This window comes from Acidocella facilis ATCC 35904 (assembly GCF_000687875.1).
Taxonomy (GTDB): Bacteria; Pseudomonadota; Alphaproteobacteria; order Acetobacterales; family Acetobacteraceae; genus Acidocella; species Acidocella facilis.
Genome location: NZ_JHYG01000006.1, coordinates 121,182 through 143,994 on the forward strand (window position 1 = coordinate 121,182; position 22,813 = coordinate 143,994).

Below are 22,813 nucleotides of genomic sequence, written 5' to 3' on the forward strand. Positions count from 1 at the left end.
ATCCTATAGACCATACGACTTGAGGTGGCAAGATGCGCGCGGACCGACGCGACGCGGTGAGGTTCAGGCCGGCTGTTCGCTGCCGCCGGCCATGGCGAAGCCGGCCAGGGCGGCCTGCATGTCATGGGCCAGGTCCATATCCGCGCAGGGCAGGCGCCAGAGCCCGTCCCCCACCACCTGCAGCTCCAGCACGATCTGCTGAAACCCGTTCTCGACCAATGTGCGCACCGCGCCGACCCGCACATGCGCGGCCGGCACCACCAGGCTGCGCAGCGCCTTGCCTTCCGGTATGGCCAGAAACACCAGCCCCCGCCCGCCATCCAGCGCCAGCCCGCCGCCACGGGCGAAAAAGCTGGTCTGCGCGGTGAAAGGTTGCGGCGCGGCGGCGAGGGCGGCTTCCAGCCGGGACTGGGTGCGCTGGGTCAGCCGGCCTTTCACCCAGGCGCCGAGGCGCATCCAGCCGCGTGTCGGCATCGAGGCGACGACGCAGAGGATCAGCGTCACCGTGATGAAAACCCAATGGAAGGCAATCCAGGCCCAGTAGAAACTCAAATGCCCGCTCCTCGCGCCGCCGCCGGGTCGTCAGCGCCCGGAGGATGGCGCGTGGTTAGCGCCATCGGCCAGCCTGGGCAAATCGCTTCGTGACAAGCGCGGCGCTCGCCGCCGCCTGATTCATTCGGAACTTGACGAAGAGCGCTACAAGAACATAACGTGAACAACGCCATGACAGCCTCTCTCGACCCAGCCCTGACCGCGAAACTTCGGATCCTGGCCGATGCGGCGAAATATGACGCCTCCTGCGCCTCCTCCGGGGCGCCGAAGCGCGCGGCGGGGAAGGGCGGGCTCGGCTCCACCACGGGGGCCGGCATCTGCCATTCCTACACGCCGGACGGGCGCTGCGTCTCGCTGCTGAAAATCCTGCTGACCAATTACTGCTTGTTCGATTGCGCCTATTGCATCAATCGCCGCTCCTCCAACGTGCCGCGCGCCCGCTTTTCGGTGCGGGAGGTGGTGGATCTCACCTTGGCCTTCTACAAGCGCAATTATATCGAGGGGCTGTTTCTCTCCTCAGGCATCATCCGCTCGCCGGATTACACGATGGAGCAGATGATGCTGGTGGCGAAATCGCTGCGCCAGGATCACGGCTTTGCCGGCTATATCCATCTGAAAGCGATCCCGGAGGCCAATCCCTGGCTGATCGAGCAGGCCGGGCTGTGGGCGGATCGGCTCTCGATCAATCTGGAACTCCCCAACGAGACCAGCCTGGCGCGGCTCGCCCCGGAGAAACAGGCCCCGGCGATCAGCGCCGCGATGGGGCAGATGCAGCAGCGCATCGTCGAGGCCAAGGCGGAGCGGCGGCGCTTCTCGCCTTCGGGGCAATCCACCCAGATCATCGTCGGCGCGGATGCCACGGACGATGCCGCGGTGCTGGCGAAAAGTGCGGCGCTGTACGGCGATTTCAAGCTGCGGCGGATCTATTATTCCGCTTACAGCCCGCACCAGGCGGTCAGCGCCGCGCTGCCGGCGAAACCACCGCCGCTGCAGCGTGAGAACCGGCTCTATCAGGCGGATTGGCTGCTGCGCTATTACGGCTTCACCGCCACCGAGATCGCCGCCGGCGGCGAGGGCGGGATGCTGGATCTGGAGATCGACCCCAAGCTCGCCTGGGCGCTGAAGAATCGCGGCCAGTTTCCGGTGGATGTGAACCAGGCGCCGCGCGAGATGCTGTTGCGGGTGCCGGGGCTGGGGGCGCGGGCGGTGGAGAAGATCATCGCGGCGCGGCGCTTCTCGCGGCTGCGGCTGGCGGATGTGGCGCGGCTCAGCTCCGGGCTGAAACGCATGCTGCCCTTCCTGATCACCGAGGATCACCGCCCGGCGCAGACCGACCGGCTGGATCTGCGCCAGCGCCTCGCGGTGCAGCCGAGCCTGTTCTGATGCAGACCCGCATCGCGCTGGCGCCGGGAGCGGATCTGCCCGGCTTTCGCGCCGCGGTGCGCGGGCTGGTGGCGCGGGGCGTGAAGCCGCGCGAGGTGCTATGGGAGACGGGCGCCAGCCTGTTCGGCGCTGCCCCGCCGCAGGACGGCCCGGCCTTCAGCCTGCCCCGCGCGGCGGCGGAGCTGATCGGGCTGGTGATCTGCCATCGCGACCCGGCCCGCCATGCGCTGCTTTATGAAATGATCTGGCGGCTGCGCCATGGCGAGCCGCATCTGCTGGAGATGCGCCACGACAAGCTGACCCACCGGCTGGAGATGCTGGCGAAAGCCGTGCGGCGGGATCTGCACAAGATGCACGCCTTCGTGCGCTTCCGCCGCGTCGAGGACGCGCAGGGCGAGCGCTTCCTCGCCTGGTTCGAGCCGGATCATCATATTCTGGAGGCGACTTCAGGGTTTTTCGTCAATCGCTTCCGCAGCCTGGTCTGGTCCATCCTCACGCCCGAGGGCACGCTGCATTGGGACGGCACGCGGCTGGAAATCGGCCCGCCGGGCCAGCGTGGCGATGTGCCGGAGAGGGATGAGGTCGAATCCGGCTGGCTGGATTATTACCAAAGCATTTTCAACCCGGCGCGCCTGAACACCGCGATGATGCAGAAGGAAATGCCGCGCAAATATTGGCGCAATCTGCCCGAGGCGCGGCTGATCCCAGAGCTGGTGGCGCAGGCCCCGGCGCGGGTGGAGGAGATGATTGCCCGCGCGGCGGCGATGAGCGCCAAACGCGACCCGCAAAAGGCGGTGGCGGCGATGGCGGCGCAAACGCCGACGACATTAGCGGCGCTGAACCGGATCATCACGGCTTCGCCGCCTTTCCTGGCCGGGAGCACCCGCGCGGTACTGGGCGAGGGGGTGATGCAGCCCGCCATCGCCTTCATCGGCGAGCAGCCGGGGGATGAGGAGGATGCGCAGGGGCGCTGCTTCGTCGGCCCGGCCGGGCAGCTTCTGGATGCGATGCTGGCGCGGGCCGGGATTGACCGGGCGGAATGCTACATCACCAACGCGGTCAAGCATTTCAAGTTCGAGCAGCGCGGCAAAAATCGCCTGCACCAATCCCCGACCACCGGGGAGATCAAGCATTATCGCTGGTGGCTGCTGAAGGAGTTGGAGCTGGTGCGGCCACGTCTGGTGGTCGCACTGGGGGCGAGTGCGGCGCTGGCGGTCGGCGGCCAGCCGGTCTGCGTCACCCAGGCGCGCGGCCCGGCGCAACTGGGGGATTGGCCGGCTTTTGTCACCACGCATCCGTCCTACCTGTTGCGTTTGCCGGATGAGCAGGCGCGCCGCGCGGCGGAGGCGGCGTTTTTGCAGGATTTGCGGGCGGTGAGGCGTCTGGCTCAAACCCACGCTTAAATGTGCAAAAGTTTTTTGGTGCCGCTTTTTTTCAAAAAAGCGGCAAAAACGCCGGGGCATAGGCAACGCCGTCGTCAACACCCCAAACCTTCGTGGGGACTTTTTGAAAAAAGTCCCCACACCCCCAAAAACTTTTGCAAATTTAGATTTTCAGCCTTTTTCCACCTCAGCCAGCGCCGAATTCAGCCAGTTCAAAAAAACCCTGATCATCGGCGCACTCTTCCGCCGCGTCGGATACACAAAATGATGCCCGACATAGGAAATACTGCGCGAGCACCCCGCCAAGGGCGCCACCAGCTTGCCCGTGGCCAGCTCCTTCGCCGCCAGCAAGGTTGATTCCAACGCCACCCCATGCCCCTCCACCGCCGCCGCAATGGCGAGAAAGCTGCGGTCAAACCGCAAGCCACGCAGCGGCGGGGCCGGCAGGCCGTTGATGGCGAACCAGTCCGGCCAGCGCACCTGCTTATTGTCGCTCTGGATCAGCGTCTGCTCGCCAAGATCCGCGATGCTGGTGATCCGCGCCGCCAGAGGCGGGGCGCAAAGCGGTGTCACTGTCTCCGGCCCGAGCGGGATCATCTCCACCCCCGGCAGCGTCACCGGGCCGTAAGTGATGTCGGCATCGAACTCATCGGCGGTGAAGCGGGTATAATCGGTGCCAGCCGCCAGCCGCACCTCGATGCCAGGATGCGCGTTGAGAAAATGCGGCAAACGCGGCGCCAGGAACTGGGCGGCGAAGCTCGGCGCGCAATGCAGCCGCAGCGAGGCCGGGGTGCGGCGCGAGACCGTCTCCAGCCCCCGGCGCAGCTCCTCAAAGCCGCGCTCCACCGCGCGCATCAGCGCCGCCCCCTCCATGCTCAGCTCCACCGCCCGGGTGCGGCGAATGAACAGCTTCACCCCCAGCGCCGCTTCCAGATTGCGGATGGCGTGGCTCACCGCGCTCGGCGTGAAGCCCAGCTCATCCGCCGCGGCGGTGAACGAGCCCAGCCGCCCGGCAGATTCAAAGGCTCTGAGCGCCGGAAGTGGGATTTTGTTGAGCATTTTATATGTGAACCAAATTCATCCATGGATGTAAAGATCGCGTTTGTCGGCAGCCCGGTATTGGCGCAGCTTCAGCCTTACAAAACCAAATTGGAGGAACCATGCTGCTCAGCGGCAAGACGGCGATCATCTCGGGCGCGGCCAGCAAGGCCGGCATCGGCCTGGCCACGGCGCGGCTTTTCGCCAGCCAGGGCGCGCGGATCGCGATTCTCGACCTCACCGAAGAAGCCGCCGCCGAAGCGGCCGCCAGCCTGCCGGCCGTACCTGAGGGCGCGCATCTGGGTGTCGCCTGCGACGTGACGGATGCGCAGGCCTGCCAGGGCGCGGCGCAGCGTGTGCTGGAGGTGTTCGGCCAGGCGGACATTCTCATCAATAATGCCGGCATCACCCAGCCCTTGAAGTTGATGGAGATCGGAGGGGAGAACTGGCAGAAGGTGATGGATGTGAACCTCACCGGCGTGCTGTATCTCAGCCAGGCCTTCATCCCGCATATGCGTGCGCGCAAGCAGGGCTCTATCGCCTGCATGTCCTCGGTGTCCGCCCAGCGCGGCGGCGGCATTTTCGGCGGCCCGCATTATTCCGCCGCCAAAGCCGGCGTGCTCGGCCTCGCCAAGGCGATGGCGCGTGAGCTGGGGCCGGATGGCATCCGCGTCAACAGCGTCACCCCCGGTCTGATCCAGACCGAGATCACCGGCGGCAAGCTAACGGATCAGATGCGCACCGACATCCTGAAAGGCATCCCGCTCAACCGTCTGGGCGAGGCCAAGGATGTCGCCGGCGCCTTCCTGTTCCTGGCCTCCGATATCTCCTCCTACATCACCGGGGCGGTGATCGACGTTAACGGCGGGATGCTCATCCATTGAACCAGATCTCCAATGTTTCCCTGCCCACCCGCGCCTGGCGCATAAGGCGCAATGCGCTGCGGATGGGCGAGGTGCAGGGCCAGGGCTATATCGCCCAGGCGCTCGGCATCGCCGATGTGCTGGCGGTGGCCTATTTCCACGCGCTCACCTACCGCCCGGAAGACCCCGAGTGGGAAGGGCGCGACCGTTTCCTGCTCTCCATCGGCCATTACGCCATCGCCCTCTACGCGGCGCTGATCGAGGCCGGGGTGATCCCCGAGGATGAGCTGGAAACCTACGGCACCGATGATAGCCGCCTGCCAATGTCCGGCATGGCCGCCTACACGCCGGGGATGGAGATCACCGGTGGCTCGCTCGGCCATGGTCTGGGCATCGCCGTCGGCTTCTGCCTTGGGCTGAAGCGGAAGAATTCGAAAAACTTCGTCTATAACCTGTTCTCGGATGGCGAGCTGAATGAGGGCTCGACCTGGGAAGCGGCGATGGCCGCCAGCCATTGGAAGCTGGATAATCTCATCGCCATCGTCGATGTGAACGACCAGCAGGCCGATGGCCCGTCCTCCGCCATGTCCAGCCGCGAGCCGCTGCATGATCGCTTCACCGCCTTCGGCTGGCATGTCGAGCGTGTGGATGGCAACGATATCGAGGCGGTGGTGAATGCCTTCGATGCGGCGCGCAATCTTGGCGAACCGAAGCCGCGCATCATCATCTGTGACACCAAGATGGCGAAAGGGGTGAAATTCCTCGAAGAGCGCGAGATGAACCATTTTCTGCGCGTCGACGCGGATGAATGGCAGAAGGCGCTCGAAATTCTGGACCAGGGGAAGCCCGCATGAGTAGCACCACCGCGGCGGCGAAGCCGCGCCTCACCACCTCGGCGATGATCGCCTCGCTGGCCGCCCCCGGCCAGCGCACCAAGCCGGCCCCGTTCGGCAATGCGCTGACCGCCCTGGCCGCGCAGAATCCGGATATTGTCGGACTTTCGGCGGATCTCGCGAAATATACTGATCTGCATATTTTCGCGAAGGCCTATCCCGAGCGTTTCTACCAGATGGGCATGGCCGAGCAGCTTCTGATGAGCACCGCCGCCGGGCTGGCGCGCGAAGGCGCGATCCCGTTCGCCACCACCTACGCGGTGTTCGCCGCGCGCCGCGCCTATGATTTCATCTGCCTTGCCATCGCCGAGGAAAAGCTCAACGTCAAAATCATCTGCGCGCTGCCCGGCCTGACCACCGGCTACGGCCCGAGCCATCAGGCGACGGAGGATATCGCCATCTTCCGCGGCTGCCCCAACCTCACCATCATCGACCCGTGCGACGCGCATGAGATCGAGCAGGCGGTGCCGGCGATCGCGGCGCATCAAGGCCCTGTCTATATGCGTCTGCTGCGCGGCAATGTGCCGCTGGTGCTGGATGAGTACGGCTATAAATTCCAGATCGGTAAGGCGGCGCTGCTGCGCGACGGCGCCGAGGCGCTGGTGATTTCCTCCGGCTTCATGACCATGCGCGCGCTGGAAGCGGCCGATCTGCTGGCCAAGGACAAGGTGGGAGCGGCGGTGCTGCATGTGCCGACGATCAAGCCGCTGGATGAGGCGAAGATTATCGAGGAGGCCGCCAAGCCCGGCCGCATCGTCGTGGTTGCCGAGAATCACAGCATTGTCGGCGGGCTGGGCGAGGCGGTGGCGGGGCTGCTGCTGCGCAACGGCATCAATCCGGTTTTCCGCCAGATCGCGCTGCCGGATGAGTTCCTCGATGCCGGCGCGCTGCCGACCCTGCATGAACGCTACGGCATTTCCGCCGAGGCGGTGGCGCGGCAGATCAAGGGCTGGCTGTAACCCTCTCGCGTGGCCTGGCCTGTCCAACCGGCCGCGCCTGGCCGGGGCCTCCCATTCGGCGGGAGGCCCCGGATTTCAAAGCTTCGACGGGCCGCGCCGGCCGCCTTGGCGCCAGCCGCGTTTCGATCCAAGAGTTTTAAAAAGACAAGCTTCAAAAGCACAAAAACCGAGCGACCATTGGAGGATGCAGACCATGACGAAGAACAATAACGCGCTCAAGCTCACCCGCCGCACCGCCTTGGCCGGTGGCGCCGCACTGCCGCTGTTCGGCATTCTCACCCGCCGCGCCCAGGCCGCCGAATTCACCTACAAGATGGCCACCGGCCAGGCGCCCTCGCATCCGGTGAACAAGCGCGCCCAGGAGGCGATCGACCGCATCGCCAAGAACAGCGATGGCCGCATCAAGATCGACCTGTTCCCCGCCGCCCAGCTCGGCACCGATGCGCAGCTGATCTCGCAGGTGCGCATCGGCGGCGTGCAGTTCATCAACATGGCTTCTTCCGTCCTGGCCACCTATGTCCCCGCCGCCGGCGTGGTGAATACCGGCTTCGCCTTCAACGGTTATGACCAGGTCTGGCAGGCGATGGATGGGGCTCTGGGCAAATATATCGGCCAATCCATCGACAAGGCCGGGCTGACCATGATCGGCCGCAGCTGGGATAATGGTTTCCGCCAGATCACCACCTCGACCAAGTCGATCAAGACTCCGGAGGATCTGAAAAATTTCAAGATCCGCGTGCCCCCCGCGCCGATCCTCACCTCGCTCTTCGCGGCCCTCGGCGCCAGCCCGACGCCGATCGATTTCTCCGAGGTCTATACCGCCTTGCAGACGCATCTGGTCGATGGCCAGGAAAACCCGCTGCCGATCATCGCCACCGCCAAGCTCTACGAGGTGCAGAAATATTGCAGCCTCACCGGCCATGTCTGGGATGGCTATCTCATCCTCGGCAACCCGGCGGCGCTGAACAGGCTGCCGGCGGAGATGAAGGCGATGGTGATCCATGAATTCGACCAGGCCGGCAAGGATGAGCGCACGGACATTGCCGCGCTGAGCAAATCCCTGCAGGCGGACATGTCCGCCAAGGGGCTGCAATTCCTCGATGTCGACAAGGCGAATTTCCGCACCGCTTTGGCCAAGACCGATTTCTACCCGCACTGGAAGGCCAAGTTCGGCGACCAGGCCTGGTCCCTGCTGGAGAGCGTGTCCGGGACACTGGGCTGATGTCGGCCAGCGCCATGAAGATGGGACAGCCCGCGCCGGCCAGCCATATCGAAGCCGAAGCCGAGATCGGCCATCATCTGCTGCGCAAGGCAGACCGGCTGCTCGGCTGGGTCATCGATATTCCCTGCGCGGTGCTGGTCCTGGCGGAAGTGGCGCTGATTCTGGTCAGCGTCATCGCGCGCTCGGTCTTCAACACCCCGCTGGTCTGGAGCGATGAGATCATCGGGTTGATGTTCCTGTGGCTGACCATGTTCGGCGCGGCGAATGCGCTGCGCCGGCAGGACCATATGCGCATGACCACTTTGGTCTCGCGCCTGCCGCCGGTCTGGCGGGCGCGGCTGAACGCCATTGGCGTAGCGGCTCCGGCGCTGATGCTGGCGCTGCTGATCGGCCCCGCCTGCCAGTACGCGGCCAATCAATGGTATGTGCAAACCCCGGCTCTGGGCCTGCCGGATAGTTTCCGCGCCGGGGCGATGCCGGTGGGGGCGGGGCTGATGCTGCTGGTCTGCCTGCTGCGCCTGGCCCGCTATGGCTGGCGTGAGCTGGTGGTGGCCGCCGCCGTGCTGGTCTGCGGCGCGCTGCTGTTCGCCGCCGCCGCGCCGCTGCTGGGCAGTATCGGCAACTGGAATCTGCTGGTGTTCTTCGTCGGGCTGCTGGCCTTCTGCGTGCTGGCGGGCGTGCCCATCGCCTTCTGTTTTGGGCTGTGCACGGTGGCCTATCTGCTCACCACCGGCGGCGCGCCGCTGGCGGTGGTGCCGGGCTCGATGGATCAGGGCATGAGCGCGATGATCCTGCTGGCAGTGCCGCTTTTCATCCTGCTCGGCCATCTACTGGTTACCACCCGCATGGCGCATGTCATTGTCGAATTCCTGGCGGCGGCGCTGGGGCATGTGCGCGGCGGGCTGAATTACGTGCTGCTCGGCGCGGTGCTGCTGGTCTCCGGCATTTCCGGCGCGAAGACGGCGGATCTCGCCGCTGTCGCCCCGGTGCTGGTGCCGGAGATGAAGCGCCGCGGCATCGATGAGGGCGAGATCGTCTCGCTGCTCGCCACCTCCGGCGCCATGGCCGAGACCATCCCGCCTTCCATCGTGCTGATCATCATCGGTTCCGTCACCGGCGTCTCGATCTCGGCTTTGTTCGCCGGCGGGCTGCTGCCGGGCGTGGTGCTGGCGCTGGCGCTGGCCTTGGTGGCGCGCCTCCGCACCAAACCGCAGGCGAATGCGCCGGCGCGGCCGCCCGCGCGGGCGGTCTGGCGCAAATTCGCCATCGCCATTCCGGCCCTGGCGCTGCCCTTCGTCATCCGCTTCGCGGTGGTGGACGGCATCGCCACCGCCACCGAGGTCTCCACCATCGGCATCGCCTATGCGGTGCTGGCGGGGCTGTTGATCTACCGGCATTTCGAATGGCACCGGCTGTTCCCGATGCTGGTGCAAACCGCCTCGCTGGCCGGCGCCATCATGTTCATCATCGGCGCCGCCACGGCGATGGGCTGGGCCCTGACCCAGTCCAATTTCTCCATGGCGGTGGCGCATTTCATGCAGTCCGTGCCGGGTGGGCGCTATGGCTTCCTGCTGGTCTCGATCATCGTGATGGTGGTGCTGGGCAGCGTGCTGGAGGGGATACCCGCCATGGTGCTGTTCGGGCCGCTGCTCTTCCCGGTGGCGAAATCGCTCGGCATCAGCGAGGTGCATTACGCCATGGTGGTGGTGCTCTCGATGGGTCTCGGCCTGTTCGCCCCGCCTTTCGGCCTCGGCTATTACGCCGCCTGCTCGATCGCGCGGATCAGCCCCGATGCCGGGCTGAAGCGGATCTGGCCCTATGTCGGCGCGCTGTTCGTGGGGCTGCTCTTGATCGCGGCGGTGCCCTGGATCACTCTGGCGCTGGTGCGTTGAGGGTGCGCCGGCGCGAAACGAGAAGGGGAGTGGCCTTGTCCAACGATAAATTGCGGGTGGTGTTTCTGGATCGCGGCACGCTGGGGCCCAGCGTGAAGCTGCCCGGCCTGACCCAGCCGCATGAGCTGGTGAGCTATGATGCCACCCCGGCCAGCGCGGTCGCGGCGCGCATCGCCGAAGCCGATATCGTGATCACCAACAAGGTGCCGGTGCGCGCCGAAAGCCTGGCCACCGCGACGAAGCTGCGGCTGATCGCGGTGGCGGCGACGGGCACGGATATTGTCGATCTTCCCGTTTGCGCCGCCCGCGACATCGCCGTCACCAATATTCGCGGCTATGCGGTGAACACGGTGCCCGAGCACACCTTCGCGCTGCTGCTCGCCCTGCGCCGAAGCCTGCTCCCCTATCACAACTCGGTCGCCGCCGGGCGCTGGCAGGAGGCCGGGCAGTTCTGCTATTTCGACTACCCGATCCGCGACCTCGCCGGCTCCACTTTGGGCATCATCGGCGGCGGCGCGCTGGGCGGGACGGTGGCGAAGCTGGGCGAGGCCTTCGGCATGAACATCATCTATGCCGGCCGCAAGGGCGAGCCGGAGGCCAAGCCGGGCTACACCCCGTTCGCGGACTTCCTGGCCCAGGCGGACGTGATCACGCTGCATTGCCCGCTCACCCCGCTCACCCGCAACCTGCTCGGTGCCGCCGAATTCGCGCGGATGGCCCGCAAGCCGCTGCTGATCAATACCGGCCGTGGCGGGCTGGTGGATGAGGCGGCTTTGGCGGTGGCGCTGCGCAACGGCCAGATCGCCGGGGCGGGGTTCGACGTCACCAGCCCCGAGCCGCCGCATCCGGATAATGCGCTGCTCGGGCTGATGGAGCTGCCGAATTTCATCCTCACCCCGCATGTCGCCTGGGCTTCGGAAGAGGCGATGCAGGCGCTGGCGGACCAGCTTATCGGCAATATCGAGGCCTTCCTGGCCGGCACGCCGCGGAACCTGGTGGCGTGATGGCCCCGGAAGCGCTGCTGCGCGCTGCCTTCCAGGCCGCTCTGGACGCCGCCGACCCGAAGCAGAGCCTGGCCGCGCATCTGCCGCCGCGCCCGCGCGGCCGGCTGGTGGTGCTGGGGGCGGGCAAGGCCGCCGCGTCCATGGCCCAGGCAGTGGAAGCGCATTACGGCGCCCCGCTGGAGGGGCTGGTGGTGACACGCTACGGCCATGCCTTGCCGACGCAATGGATCGAGGTGGTGGAAGCCGCGCACCCGGTGCCGGACGCGGCCGGGCTGGAAGCCGCCCAGCGCTGCCTGGACATCGCCGAAGGGCTGGGGCCGGATGATCTGCTGCTGGCCTTGGTCTCCGGCGGCGGCTCGGCGCTGCTCACTTTGCCGCTGCCCGGTATCTCGCTGGCGGAGATCCAGGCTCTGTACCGGGATCTGCTGGCCTGCGGCGCCAATATTGCCGAATTCAACTGCGTGCGTCGGCATCTCTCGCGCAGCCAGGGCGGCCGGCTGGCGGCGGCGGCGCATCCGGCCCCGGTGCTGGGGCTGCTGATGTCGGACGTGCCGGGCGACGACGCCCCCGCCATCGCCTCCGGCCCGGTGGTGGCGGACGCCTCCACCATCGCCGACGCCAAGGCGATCCTGGCGCATTACAAGATCGACCTGCCCGCCTCCATTCAGGCGGCGCTGGACAACCCCGAGGCGGAGAGCGTGAAGCCCGGCGATGCCCGGCTGGCGCGGGTGCAAACCCGCATGATCGTCACCCCGCAGGCAGCGCTTGAGGCGGCGGCAAAGCGGATCGAGGCGCTGGGGGTGAAGGCGCATATTCTCAGCGACCGGATCGAGGGCGAGGCCAGGGATACCGGGGCGGTGCTGGCTGCCATCGCGCTGCAGGTGGCCGCGCGCGGCCAGCCTTTCGCGCCGCCCTGCGTGCTGCTCTCCGGCGGCGAGACCACGGTGACCTTGCGCAAGGGCGAGGAGACCGGGCGCGGCGGGCGCAATGTGGAGTTCCTGCTGGCCTTCGGCCTGGCGGTGCAGGACCATCCGGCGATCACCGCCCTGGCGGCGGATACCGACGGCATCGACGGCATCGAGGAAATCGCCGGGGCGCTCTGGCGGCCGGGCACGCTGGCGCGTGGGGCGGATGCGGCGAAGGCGCTGAAGCGCCATGACGGGCACGGGTTTTTCCAGGCGGTGGATGCGGCCATCGTCACCGGGCCGACCCATACCAACGTGAATGATTTCCGGGCGATTTACATAGATAAATAAAAGGGAGGGCTCTCGGGTTGTGACGGCGACATTGCCAAGGCCCAAAGGTTTCGAAGCCCTTTTTGAAAAAAGGGCTTCACCCCAAAAACTTTTGTAACACTAGGCTTGGCGGTCTCTGCCGATCAGCGCCAGCCCCTCAGCCACAGAGACAAACTCGCCGCCGGCGGACATCTTTTCCGCCCCGAAGCGTGTCTCAAACAAGCCGCGCACCGCCGGCACGAACGAGGTGCCCCCAGTCAGAAACACCCGGTCGATCTCGCCGGCCTGCATCCCCGCCTGGTCTAGCACCGCCTGAATGCACGTATCCAATTTGCCCAGCTCCGGCGCGATCCAGCCCTCGAACTCCTCACGCGCGATCTCCTGGTCCAGGGTGAAATCCTCATGCTCAAAGCGCAGCCTGGTCCCCGCCTCGCGTGAAAGCGTAGCCTTCGCCCGGCTCACCGCCTGGTAGAGATGATACCCGCTCTCATCCTTGATCAGGCTCAGCAGGTTGCGCAGCTTCTGCGGCTTATGCGCCAGCTTTGCCACCTCCTCGATATCCCGCAGCACCCTCGGGCTGCGCATCAAGGAGAGCTTGTGCCAATTGGCGAAGCTGGTGAAATACTCGATCGGGATCGGCATATCCTTGCCCATCGGCACCCGGTACTCATCGCCCTTGCCCAGAAGCGGCGAGATCGCGTTGTCGATGATCCGGTAATCCAGACTGTCCCCGGCAATCCCCACCCCGGTATTGGCCAGCGTCACAATCGGCATCTCCGCCCCCGGGGTGAAGCGCAAAATCGAGAAATCGGACGTGCCGCCGCCAAAATCCCCCACCAGCACATGCGCCGGGCGTTCCAGCGCGCGAATGAAGCGATAGCCTGCCGCCTCCGGCTCATAAGCGGTCTCGATCTCGGGCAGGCCGGCGGCGGCGAAGGCGGCGCGCAGCCGCGCCTCGCCGAACGCATCATCCGCGAACTCTCCGGCAAAGCGCACCGGCCGCCCGGCGACGATCCGCGCCTCTCTATCCTCCCCCAGCAGCGCCTTCAAAAACAGCGCGATCATCTCCTCCAGCGTGAAGGAGCGGCCGAAAATCTGCGTCTGGGTAAAGCTCTTCTGCGCCAGATAGGTCTTCATGGACATGATCAGCCGGGCCTCCAACGGATCCTCCAGATAGGTCTCCACCGCAGCCGGCCCGGCGGCATGGCGCAAAGCCGGGCGGCCTTTGGTCTCCTCCTGCCAGAAGCACAGCACGGTGCGGAAGGTCTCGAAGCTCATCCCGTCCTGGGTGAACACCCGGCTGCTCACCTGCCCATCCGCCGCCAGCTCCGCCACCACGGAATTGGTGGTGCCGAAATCGATGCCGAAAATGCGGGACATGCGGGAGCCTTGAGGTGAACGCTGAGGGAGCCGGGTTCAAGCGCATAAGAGCCGCCGGCGCAAGGGCGGTTTGCGGCAGAGCAGCATTGGGGTAAGAGCCAGCCGCCCATCTGACCACCGCCCACCACCGAGGTTTCATGATCCGCCTGGACAATATCAGCAAGCAGAACGGCGCCCGCCTGATCTTCATCGAGGCCTCGGCCGCCCTGCAGCGTGGCGAGAAGATCGGCCTGGTGGGCCCCAACGGGGCGGGTAAATCCACATTGTTCCGGCTCATCACCGGCCAGGAGCAGCCCGATGAAGGCCATATCCTGGTCGATAAGGGCATCTCCATCGGGCTGTTCAGCCAGGATGTGGGCGAGATGGCCGGGCGCAGCGCCGTCGCCGAGGTGATGGACGGCGCCGGGCCGGTGAGCAGCGTCGCCGCCGAGCTCGCCCAGCTGGAGGCGGATCTGGCCGACCCGGACAAGTTCGAGCAGATGGAAGAGATCCTGGAGCGCTTCGGCGAGGTCCAGTCCCGCTTCGAGGAGCTGGGCGGCTACGCGCTGGACGCCAAGGCCCGCGAGGTGCTGCACGGGCTCGGCTTCTCCCAGGAGATGATGGACGGCGATGTCGCCCGCCTCTCCGGCGGCTGGAAAATGCGCGTCGCCCTGGCCCGCATCCTGCTGATGCGCCCGGACGTGATGTTGCTCGATGAGCCCTCCAACCATCTGGATCTGGAAAGCCTGATCTGGCTGGAGCAATTCCTCGCCGGGTATGACGGCGCCTTGCTGATGACCTCGCACGACCGCGAATTCATGAACCGGGTCATCAACAAGGTCATCGAGATCGATGCCGGGGCGTTGACCAGCTTCTCCGGCGATTACGAATTCTATGCCCGCCAGGCGGCGCTGAACGAGAAGCACCAGCAGGCGCAGTTTGAGCGCCAGCAGGCGATGCTGGCTAAGGAGATCGCCTTCATCGAGCGCTTCAAGGCCCGCGCCAGCCACGCCGCCCAGGTGCAGAGCCGGGTGAAGAAGCTGGACAAGATCGACCGGGTGGAGCCGCCCAAGCGCCGCCAGACCATCGAGTTCGAATTCAAGCCGGCCCCGCGCTCGGGCGAGGATGTCGCCAATCTGCGCGGCGTCTCGAAGGCTTATGGCTCAAAGGTGATCTACGACAATCTGGATTTGCTGATCCGCCGCAAGGAGCGGGCTTGCGTGCTCGGCATCAACGGCGCCGGCAAATCCACGCTGTTGAAGCTCGTCACCGGCAGCACCGCGCCGGATGCCGGCACCGTCACCCTCGGCGGCAGCGTGAAGATGGGCTATTTCGCCCAGCACGCGATGGATTTGCTGGACGGCACCGCCACCATCTTCGAGGCTTTGGATGCCGCCTTCCCGCAGGCCGGGCAGGGCGTGCTTCGCAACCTCGCGGGCGCCTTCGGATTTTCCGGCGATGAGGTGGAAAAGCGCGTGCGCGTGCTCTCCGGCGGCGAAAAAGCCCGGCTGGTGATGGCGATGATGCTGTTCGACCCGCCGAATTTCCTGGTGCTGGACGAGCCGACCAACCATCTCGACCTCGCCACCAAGGAAATGCTGATCACCGCCTTGGCCAATTACGAGGGCACGATGCTGTTCGTTTCGCATGACCGGCATTTCCTCTCCGCCCTCTCCAACCGGGTGCTGGAGCTGACGGAAGAGGGCGTGCATTTCTACGATGGCGGCTATAGCGAATATGTCGCCCGCACCGGCCAGGAAGCCCCCGGCCTGCATAGCTGAGAGGCTGTTTCAAAAGCCACTCTGGCGGCCGCCAAGCGGCGATTTGCTGCGCGCCGGTGCTCACGTACCTTAAGTACGCTCCGCGCCGGTGCTCGCAAATCACCACTCGGCGACTCACCATAGCGACTTTTGAAACACTCTCTGAGACGATTGTGACGGACCGGGCGATAACGCGGCCCGGCTGTCACAAATCATAAATACGTCACACGCAGACTGGCCTGCCGGGATTACCACGCCGCTTCGGATTAACACTCCGTAAGTTCGTCATATTGCAAAGCAGGTGAACCATGAATATCCGCCGGGCTCTTTTGTGCGCCTCCATGATGGTCTCGTCGATCACCCCCGCGGCGGCGCAGACCGCCAGCCTCGGCGCCACCGCGCCGGCCTCCGCCAGCGCCGCGACCCAGTACACCGACACGCTGCCGACCGCGACGCCGATCAAGCATCTGGTCATCATCTATGGCGAAAACGTCTCCTTCGACCATTATTTCGCCACCTACCCGAAGGCCGCCAACCCGGCCGGCGAGCCGGCCTTCCATGGCAGCCTGCACGGCCAGAAGGTTGATAATTTGGTCACTGCCAATCTGCTGAACAACAACCCGAACTTCACCAACAAGGAAAACGGCGCCGGCGCCGCCAACCCGTTCCGGCTGGACCGCACCCAGGCCGCCACCGCCGACCAGAACCACGCCTACAAGCCCGAGCAGGAAGCCTACGATAACGGCAAGATGGACCTGTTCCCCAAATATACCGGCAAGGCCAGCGCCGGCGGCGCCGGCGCCTTCGGCACCAAGGGCCAGGTGATGGGCTATTTCGACGGCAACACCGTCACCGCCCTCTGGAATTACGCCCAGCACTACGCGATGAGCGACAATGCCTGGACCGACACTTACGGCCCCTCCACCCCCGGCGCGCTGGCGGTGGTCTCCGGCCAGACCAACGGCGCGGTGCCGGTGGTCGGCACCTCCCCGAACCTGAACCCGGACGGGCAGGGCGGCTTCACCGATGATGGCGATGTCGACCCCGCCTACGATGTCTGCTCCAGCAAGACGGTCACCTTCAAGATGGAGGGCCAGAATATCGGCGATCTGCTGAACCAGAAGAAGATCACCTGGGGCGGCTTCATGGGCGGCTTCGATCTCGGCCTCACCAACCCCAACGGCACCACCGGCTGCAAGCGTTCCAGCTTCGCCACCGCGGTCGATGCCCCCACCGCGGACTATATCCCGCACCATAACTGGTTCCAGTATTACGCCTCCACCGCCAACTACACCCACGCCCGCCCGGCGGCGCTGGACGATATCGGCTACAGCTTCGCGCCCTCCGGCAGCCCCGATCCGGCCAATCATGAATATGATCTGAAGGATTTCGAGGCAGCGGTCAGCAAGGGTGTCTACCCGGCCGTCTCCTACCTGAAGCTGATCGCGGCCCAGGACGCCCATGCTGGCTATTCCGATCCGCTGGACGAGCAGGAGGGCGTGGTCAAGGTCATCAACTTCCTGATGCAGCAGCCGGATTGGAAGAACACCGCCATCATCATCACCTATGATGATTCCGATGGCTGGTACGACCATGCCTTCGTGACCCCGACCACCTCCTCCTTCAGCCCGATGGACGCGCTGAACGGCAAGCAGGTCTGCGGGTCCGGCACCGAGCCGATGGGCCTGGCCGGCAAGCCGGTGCACGGGCTCTGCGGCCCCGGCACGCGCATCCCCTTCATGGTGATCTCGCCCTACGCGAAGAAAGGCTTCATCGCCCATCAGCTGATCAACCAGGCGTCGGTGGTGAAATTCATCGAGGATAACTGGCTGGGCGGCGCGCGCCTGGGCGGTGGCTCCTTCGATGCCAATGCCGGCTCGATCATGGACATGTTCGATTTCAAGACCGCGCCGAAGGGAAGCGATGTGATGCTGCTGGATGCCGATACCGGCACCGCCGCGCACGCCGAATAACCATCACCGGGTGCCTGCGAGATGCGTCTCTGGTCTAGCCTGCTGCTTCTCGCAGCCCTTTGTCTCTGCATCTTCGCGGGATGGGTCCTCTCCGGCCCCATCCCGCTGAGCGACTGGGCCTCCGCCCCGCTGGCCAGTTTCGCGCTGGCGCAGGGCAAGAACCCGGCCCCCATCGCGCTGGTCCGCCCGGTGGCGCCGGCGCAATATTCGGCGATGGCGCAACTCGGCCAGAACCTGTTCTTCGACAAGAGCCTCTCCGCCTCCGGCCAGCTCTCCTGCGCCTCCTGCCACGACCCGCAAAACCATTACGGCCCGCCGACCGCCAGCCCCGTGGTTTATGGCGGCCCGGAGATGAAAAGCCCCGGCCTGCGCGCCGTGCCCTCGCTGGATTATCTGAGCACCCAGGCGAATTTCTCCATCGGCCCGGAGCAGGGCGAGACCGACACCCCGGCCACCTTGCCGCAGCTCGCCGCGGCCGCCGCCACCGCCACCCGTGCCACCAAGACCGCGCAAAGCACCGCCAGCGCCGCCGCCAATCTCGTGCCGATGGGCGGGCTGTTCTGGGATGGCCGCGCCGATACGCTGATGGCGCAGGCGAAGGGCCCGCTCACCAGCTCTTTCGAGATGGATGGCGGCAGCGACGCCACCATCGCCGCCAAGCTGCAGGCCAGCCCCTACGCCGCGCAATTCACCGCCTTGTTCGGCGATGATATTTTCCAGACCCCCCGTTTCGTGGTTGCCGAGGCGCTGTTCGCGATCGCGCGCTATGAGATGGAGGACCAGGATTTCCATCCTTTCACCAGCAAATATGATTATTGGCTGGAAGGCAAAGCCCGCATGAGTCAGGCGGAAATGCGCGGCTACCAGCTGTTCAACGACCCGGCCAAGGGCGATTGCGCCGCCTGCCATCTCGATCAGCCCACACCCGACCACCGCCCGCCTCTGTTCACCGACACCCAGTACGAAGCACTCGGCGTACCGCGCAACCCGCATATCCCGGCCAACGCCAACCCGGATTATTTCGATATGGGGCTGTGCGGGCCGATCCGCGAGGATTTGAAAAGCCTGACGCAATATTGCGGCATGTTCCTCACACCGACGCTACGCAACAGCGCCACGCGGAAGGTGTTTTTCCATAACGGATTCTACCATAATCTGCATGATGTGGTGGAGTTCTATAACCTACGCGATGTCGCGCCTGGCAGGATCTATCCCACCGGCCCCGACGGCAAGGTCGAAAAATTCAATGATCTGCCTGCGAAATATCAGGCGAATATCGACAGGACCGATCCGCCGCTGAACCGCAAGCTGGGCGACGCCCCGGCGCTGAGCGATGCGGAAGTGAATGATATCGTTGCGTTCCTGAAGACGCTGACGGATGGGTACAAGCCGAAGGGCGGGTAGCAAAAGTTTTTGGGGGTCTGGGGACTTTTTTCAAAAAGTCCCCAGAAACGTTTGGGGTGTTGGCACGTGCGTTGCCAACACCCCAAACTTTTTCGTCGCTTTTTTGAAAAAAAGCGGCACCAAAAAACTTTTAGTCCTCAGGCAGCCATTCTTCCAGCGTCACCTCAAACGTCATGCAGATCGGGTTGCCCCCGGCAATGAACGGCCCGCCATAGACGTGCCCCTGCGGGTCCGCCACCACCCCGGTCAGCGCCGCCTGCAGCCCGCCATCCTCCGTGCTGCGCACCTCACCCGCGAGACTGACAATCTCCACCGCCGGCCCTTTGATCAGCTGCGTGCCGCCATCGCGCAATCCCAGGCACGCATCCACCAAACTCCCCAGCGCCCCGCGCACGAAGGCATTGCGAAACCCCTCGGCGAGGCAGAGCTTTTCCACCCCCTGCACCAGATCTTCATTCGGGGCGATGCGCGCATAGGCCACCCGCCCCATCGCACCGCTTTCAGCAACGGCCTGGCTCATATCATTTGCTCCCGCAACGGCTTGAGAACGGAAATATTGATCTCCGGATCGAATGTCTGGCGCAGCTCGAAGCCTTCCAGCGAGGTCACCAGCACCGGAATCGGCCAGGGGCCGATGATCGTCTCCTCGGTGATGATATGCCCGCCTTGCACCGCGCCCGTGTCGGTGCGCATCGCCGCATGGCAATGCACCAGCGGCTTCCCCGCGGCATCGAACCCCAGCGTGGCGTTGCCGAAAATGATGTAGGTCTCCCCGAGCGGAATCGGCGTCGAGTAGGCAATCAACGCGCGCTTGCTCTTATCCGGCGGGGCGACGCAATATTCCAGCCGCGCCGCATAGCCGCCCAGAATGGTCATCGAGGCGCTGGTGATGCCAAGCTCAGCCAACGGCTTCACCAGCCCTTCATACAGGCTCAGCCCTGGCGCCAGCGCCAGGCGGATATGGCGCCCATGCGTCGCGTGCTGGCTCTGGATTCGTACCGGGTTGAACGGCCCGGGATGGATCATCGTGCGTGCACGCGGCGCTGGGGTGTGTAGGCGCGCGGGGGCCATGCTCATCTCCTCATGCGGATACGGAAGACGGGGCATCCTGCGTCAGGCAGCCCCGGGCATAAAGCTCGTCACGGACGATCTTCTTGGTGATCTTGCCATAGCCGGATTTCGGCAGCTCATCCCAGAAGAAAACCTGCTTGGGCATCTTGTAGCGGGCGATCTTGCCGTCCAGAAACGCCATCATCTCGGCTTCGCTGATGCTGGCCCCAGGGCGCGTCACCAGCACCGCCACGCCGACCTCGCCCCACATCCGGTCCGGCACGCCGACAATCGCCACCTCCGCCACCGCCGGATGAGTGAGCAGCAGCTCCTCCACCTCGCGCGGATACACATTGGAGCCGCCGGAAATATACATGTCCGAGGCGCGGCCGGTGATGAACAGAAACCCCTGCCGGTCGAGATGGCCGAGATCCCCGGTGCGAAACCAGCCATTGCGGAAAGCTTTCACATTGGCCTCGGGATTATTGTAATAGCCGGCAAACACTGCGAGCCCGCAGACGCAGATTTCTCCGGTCTCGCCCGGCTGCATCTCCTTGCCCTGCTCGTCCTGAATGGAAACCTGCATGCCCGTGCGCTCGATGCCGCACGTGCCGATGCGCGCCCCCGCATGATCCTCCGGCTCGTGCAGGGAAGGCGGCAGCACGGTGATGTTACCGGTCACCTCGCCCAGCCCGAAATACTGCACCAGCACGCGGCCAAGTTTACGTAGGGCGAATTTCTGGTCCTCCCGGTACATCGGCGCGCCGGCATAGATCACATAGCGCAGCGAGGAATGGTCATGCTCATCCACCGCTTTATGCTCGGTTAGCAGCTTCACGATGGTCGGCACCGTGAACATGTTGGTGATCTTCCAGCGTGCCACCAGCTCCCAGACCTCGTCCGGGTCCAGTTTGTCGCTGGCGGGCAGCACGGTTTTCACCGCGCGGGCCACCTGCACCAGCTGATGAATCCCCGCCCCGTGCGACAGCGGGGCCACCACCAGCGAGGCATCCTCATGCGTGGTGCCGGGCATCAGATCGCAAAGATGGTTGGTGATCACAAACCCCATCTGCCCATGCGTCAGTACCCCCGCCTTCGGCCGCCCGGTGGTGCCGGAAGTGAAGAAGAACCAGCACGGATCATCATAGGTGACATCCGCCAACGCGCAGGTCTGGCCGAGATGTTCAGCCACCAACGCTTCGTAGCTCTCGCCTCCCTCGCCAATGGTGATCAGATGCTTGAGCCCGCCTACCGCCTCCTGCACCGCCTGCGCGTGGGCGGGGAAGGCGTCCTGGCAGATCATCACGCTGGCGCCGCTGGCTTCCGCCAGGTAGGCCACCTCCGCCGGGCTTTGCCGGTAATTGGTCGGCACCCAGACCGCGCCGATGCGAAAACAGGCGAACATGGATTCGAAAAGCTGGTTGCAGTTCCTGGACTGCACCAGAATTCGGTCGCCTTTCACCACACCGCGCGCGGCCAGCGCCAGCGCCATCCCATCCACCCGCGCCTCCAGCTGCGCCCAGGTCAGATGCTGCGCGCCATGCACGAAGCCGATTTCATCGCCATGCCGGCGCCCGGCCTGGCGCAGAAAATGCGAGAGATTCATCACCCGCTTGCTGCACGGCGCCACTCCACCGCGCGGCGCCGCCTCGATGGAGGACATCACATTCATTTCTGCCGCTCCAGGATGGAAACGTAATTGGCAACAGCCGCACCGCCCATATTGAACACCCCCGCCAGCTCCGCCTTCGGCAACTGCATCGCCCCCGCCTGGCCGGTGAGCTGCATGGCGCTGATCACATGCATGGAAACGCCTGTGGCGCCGACCGGATGGCCCTTGGCCTTCAACCCGCCGGAGCGGTTCACCGGCAGCCTACCGCCGGGCTGGGTCAAGCCTTCCTTGATCACGCGCGCGCCTTGCCCATGCGGGGCAAGGCCCATCGCCTCATACTCGATCAGCTCGGCAATGGTGAAGCAATCATGCGTCTCCACAAAGGAGAGATCGCTGAGCGCCAGCTTCGCCTCCGCCAGCGCCCGGCTCCAGGCCGCGGCCCCGCCTTCAAAGCGCGTCGGGTCCCGGCGCGAGAGCGGCAGATAATCATTCACCTGCACGCCCGCACGGAATTTCACCGACTTCGCCATGGCGGCCGCGGTCTCTGCATCCGCCAGAATCAACGCCGCCGCGCCATCGCTCACCAACGAGCAATCCGTACGCTTCAACGGCCCCGCCACATACGGGTTCTTCTCTGATTCCTGGCGGCAGAATTCAAAGCCGAGATCCCTGCGCATCTGCGCGTAGGGATTATCCAGGCCATTCTTGTGGTTCTTCGCCGCGATCATCGCCAACGCGTCGGACTGGTCGCCGAAGCGCTGAAAATAATTCTCCGCGATGCGCCCGAACACACCGGCGAACCCGCCGGGAATCTCACCCTCTTCCTTGCGGTAGGAGGCGCCCAACAGCACATCGCCAATCTGCGGGCCGGGTAGGGTGGTCATCTTCTCCACGCCGATCACCAACGCCAACCGCCCGCGCCTGGCGGCGATGAAATCGCGTGCCGCATAAAGTGCCGCGGAACCCGAGGCGCAGGCATTCTCATAACGCGACGCCGGCTTGAACCGCAGCCCCGGCACGCTCTGCATGCTCAGCGAGCTAGGAAAATCCTGTTTGGAAAAGCCGTTATTGAACAGACCGACAAACACGCCGTCAATCTCCTGCGCCTCCAGCCCAGCATCCGCGATTGCCGTCGCGGCCACACGCTCGATCAGGCTTTCAACATCGGGATCGGCCAGCTTTCCGAATTCCGTATGGGCCCAGCCCACAATGCACGAGTCTGACATGGTCTT

Annotated in this window: 19 protein-coding genes; 12 read left to right on the forward strand and 7 right to left on the reverse strand. The window is 65.1% G+C overall.

All coding sequences use genetic code 11. The annotated features are described in order from the left end of the window. Nucleotides 1-63: 63 nt before the first annotated feature. Complete coding sequence (locus tag T331_RS0109575; RefSeq protein WP_026439847.1) at nucleotides 64-552, reverse strand: hypothetical protein; 489 nt, start codon at nucleotides 550-552, stop codon at nucleotides 64-66. Nucleotides 553-723: 171 nt separating this feature from the next. Between T331_RS0109575 and T331_RS0109580 the strand changes: the two genes are divergently transcribed. Next, entirely contained in the window at nucleotides 724-1,935 is a 1,212-nt protein-coding gene (locus T331_RS0109580) for a putative DNA modification/repair radical SAM protein (RefSeq protein ID WP_026439848.1), read from the forward strand. Next, the gene (locus T331_RS0109585; protein ID WP_026439849.1) at nucleotides 1,935-3,338 is read left to right on the forward strand and encodes a UdgX family uracil-DNA binding protein; all 1,404 of its coding nucleotides are present in this window, start codon (nucleotides 1,935-1,937) and stop codon (nucleotides 3,336-3,338) included. Before T331_RS0109580 ends, T331_RS0109585 begins: the two co-directional genes overlap by 1 nt. A gap of 150 nt (nucleotides 3,339-3,488) precedes the next feature. On the opposite strand, the gene T331_RS0109590 is transcribed toward T331_RS0109585, so the two are convergent. After that, nucleotides 3,489-4,376, reverse strand: a complete 888-nt coding sequence (locus T331_RS0109590) for a LysR substrate-binding domain-containing protein (RefSeq protein ID WP_026439850.1) — start codon at nucleotides 4,374-4,376, stop codon at nucleotides 3,489-3,491. 101 nt (nucleotides 4,377-4,477) lie between these two features. On the opposite strand from T331_RS0109590, the gene T331_RS0109595 reads away from it, so the two are divergent. The 7 genes from T331_RS0109595 to T331_RS0109625 all read left to right on the forward strand — a co-directional run bounded on the left by T331_RS0109595 (nucleotide 4,478) and on the right by T331_RS0109625 (nucleotide 12,444). Then, a complete protein-coding gene (locus T331_RS0109595) occupies nucleotides 4,478-5,239 on the forward strand; it encodes an SDR family NAD(P)-dependent oxidoreductase (RefSeq protein WP_026439851.1) in 762 nt (253 codons plus the stop codon). Further along, nucleotides 5,236-6,072, forward strand: coding sequence for a transketolase (locus T331_RS0109600; RefSeq protein WP_026439852.1), 837 nt, complete (start codon nucleotides 5,236-5,238; stop codon nucleotides 6,070-6,072). The genes T331_RS0109595 and T331_RS0109600 overlap by 4 nt, the downstream gene beginning before the upstream one ends. Next, nucleotides 6,069-7,070, forward strand: a complete 1,002-nt coding sequence (locus T331_RS0109605; RefSeq protein ID WP_026439853.1) for a transketolase family protein — start codon at nucleotides 6,069-6,071, stop codon at nucleotides 7,068-7,070. Before T331_RS0109600 ends, T331_RS0109605 begins: the two co-directional genes overlap by 4 nt. 193 nt (nucleotides 7,071-7,263) lie before the next feature. Continuing rightward, nucleotides 7,264-8,292 carry a TRAP transporter substrate-binding protein gene (locus tag T331_RS0109610; RefSeq protein WP_026439854.1) on the forward strand — a complete coding sequence of 343 codons (1,029 nt, stop codon included), beginning with the start codon at nucleotides 7,264-7,266 and terminating at the stop codon, nucleotides 8,290-8,292. Further along, on the forward strand, nucleotides 8,292-10,184 hold the full coding sequence (locus tag T331_RS0109615; protein ID WP_081822202.1) for a TRAP transporter large permease: 1,893 nt from the start codon (nucleotides 8,292-8,294) through the stop codon (nucleotides 10,182-10,184). Before T331_RS0109610 ends, T331_RS0109615 begins: the two co-directional genes overlap by 1 nt. 29 nt (nucleotides 10,185-10,213) lie before the next feature. Beyond that, nucleotides 10,214-11,188 carry a D-2-hydroxyacid dehydrogenase gene (locus tag T331_RS0109620; RefSeq protein WP_244876930.1) on the forward strand — a complete coding sequence of 325 codons (975 nt, stop codon included), beginning with the start codon at nucleotides 10,214-10,216 and terminating at the stop codon, nucleotides 11,186-11,188. Then, on the forward strand, nucleotides 11,188-12,444 hold the full coding sequence (locus T331_RS0109625; protein ID WP_026439857.1) for a glycerate kinase type-2 family protein: 1,257 nt from the start codon (nucleotides 11,188-11,190) through the stop codon (nucleotides 12,442-12,444). Before T331_RS0109620 ends, T331_RS0109625 begins: the two co-directional genes overlap by 1 nt. A 99-nt stretch (nucleotides 12,445-12,543) precedes the next feature. Here the strand turns inward: T331_RS0109625 and T331_RS0109630 are convergent, their stop codons facing one another. Next, nucleotides 12,544-13,803 (reverse strand): Hsp70 family protein, encoded by a 1,260-nt coding sequence (locus T331_RS0109630; protein ID WP_026439858.1) that lies wholly within the window; start codon nucleotides 13,801-13,803, stop codon nucleotides 12,544-12,546. A gap of 137 nt (nucleotides 13,804-13,940) precedes the next feature. Here T331_RS0109630 and abc-f point away from each other — a divergent pair, with 137 nt between their 5' ends. The 3 genes from abc-f to T331_RS0109645 all read left to right on the forward strand — a co-directional run bounded on the left by abc-f (nucleotide 13,941) and on the right by T331_RS0109645 (nucleotide 18,919). Next, the gene (abc-f, locus tag T331_RS0109635; RefSeq protein WP_008495484.1) at nucleotides 13,941-15,563 is read left to right on the forward strand and encodes a ribosomal protection-like ABC-F family protein; all 1,623 of its coding nucleotides are present in this window, start codon (nucleotides 13,941-13,943) and stop codon (nucleotides 15,561-15,563) included. 287 nt (nucleotides 15,564-15,850) lie between these two features. Next, nucleotides 15,851-17,515, forward strand: coding sequence for a phospholipase C (locus T331_RS0109640; protein WP_026439859.1), 1,665 nt, complete (start codon nucleotides 15,851-15,853; stop codon nucleotides 17,513-17,515). Between the two features lie 21 nt (nucleotides 17,516-17,536). Beyond that, on the forward strand, nucleotides 17,537-18,919 hold the full coding sequence (locus T331_RS0109645) for a cytochrome-c peroxidase (RefSeq protein ID WP_026439860.1): 1,383 nt from the start codon (nucleotides 17,537-17,539) through the stop codon (nucleotides 18,917-18,919). Between the two features lie 130 nt (nucleotides 18,920-19,049). Here T331_RS0109645 and T331_RS0109650 read toward each other — a convergent pair whose 3' ends face one another. Genes T331_RS0109650 through T331_RS0109665 form a run of 4 tightly spaced genes read right to left on the reverse strand, consistent with a single transcriptional unit; the run spans nucleotide 19,050 to nucleotide 22,807 of the window. After that, the gene (locus T331_RS0109650) at nucleotides 19,050-19,439 is read right to left on the reverse strand and encodes a PPC domain-containing DNA-binding protein (protein ID WP_026439861.1); all 390 of its coding nucleotides are present in this window, start codon (nucleotides 19,437-19,439) and stop codon (nucleotides 19,050-19,052) included. Continuing rightward, nucleotides 19,436-19,990, reverse strand: a complete 555-nt coding sequence (locus tag T331_RS0109655; protein WP_026439862.1) for a PPC domain-containing DNA-binding protein — start codon at nucleotides 19,988-19,990, stop codon at nucleotides 19,436-19,438. Before T331_RS0109655 ends, T331_RS0109650 begins: the two co-directional genes overlap by 4 nt. Before the next feature lie 10 nt (nucleotides 19,991-20,000). Beyond that, entirely contained in the window at nucleotides 20,001-21,641 is a 1,641-nt protein-coding gene (locus T331_RS0109660) for an acyl-CoA synthetase (protein ID WP_026439863.1), read from the reverse strand. Next, nucleotides 21,638-22,807 carry an acetyl-CoA acetyltransferase gene (locus T331_RS0109665; protein ID WP_026439864.1) on the reverse strand — a complete coding sequence of 390 codons (1,170 nt, stop codon included), beginning with the start codon at nucleotides 22,805-22,807 and terminating at the stop codon, nucleotides 21,638-21,640. Before T331_RS0109665 ends, T331_RS0109660 begins: the two co-directional genes overlap by 4 nt. Nucleotides 22,808-22,813: the final 6 nt, after the last annotated feature.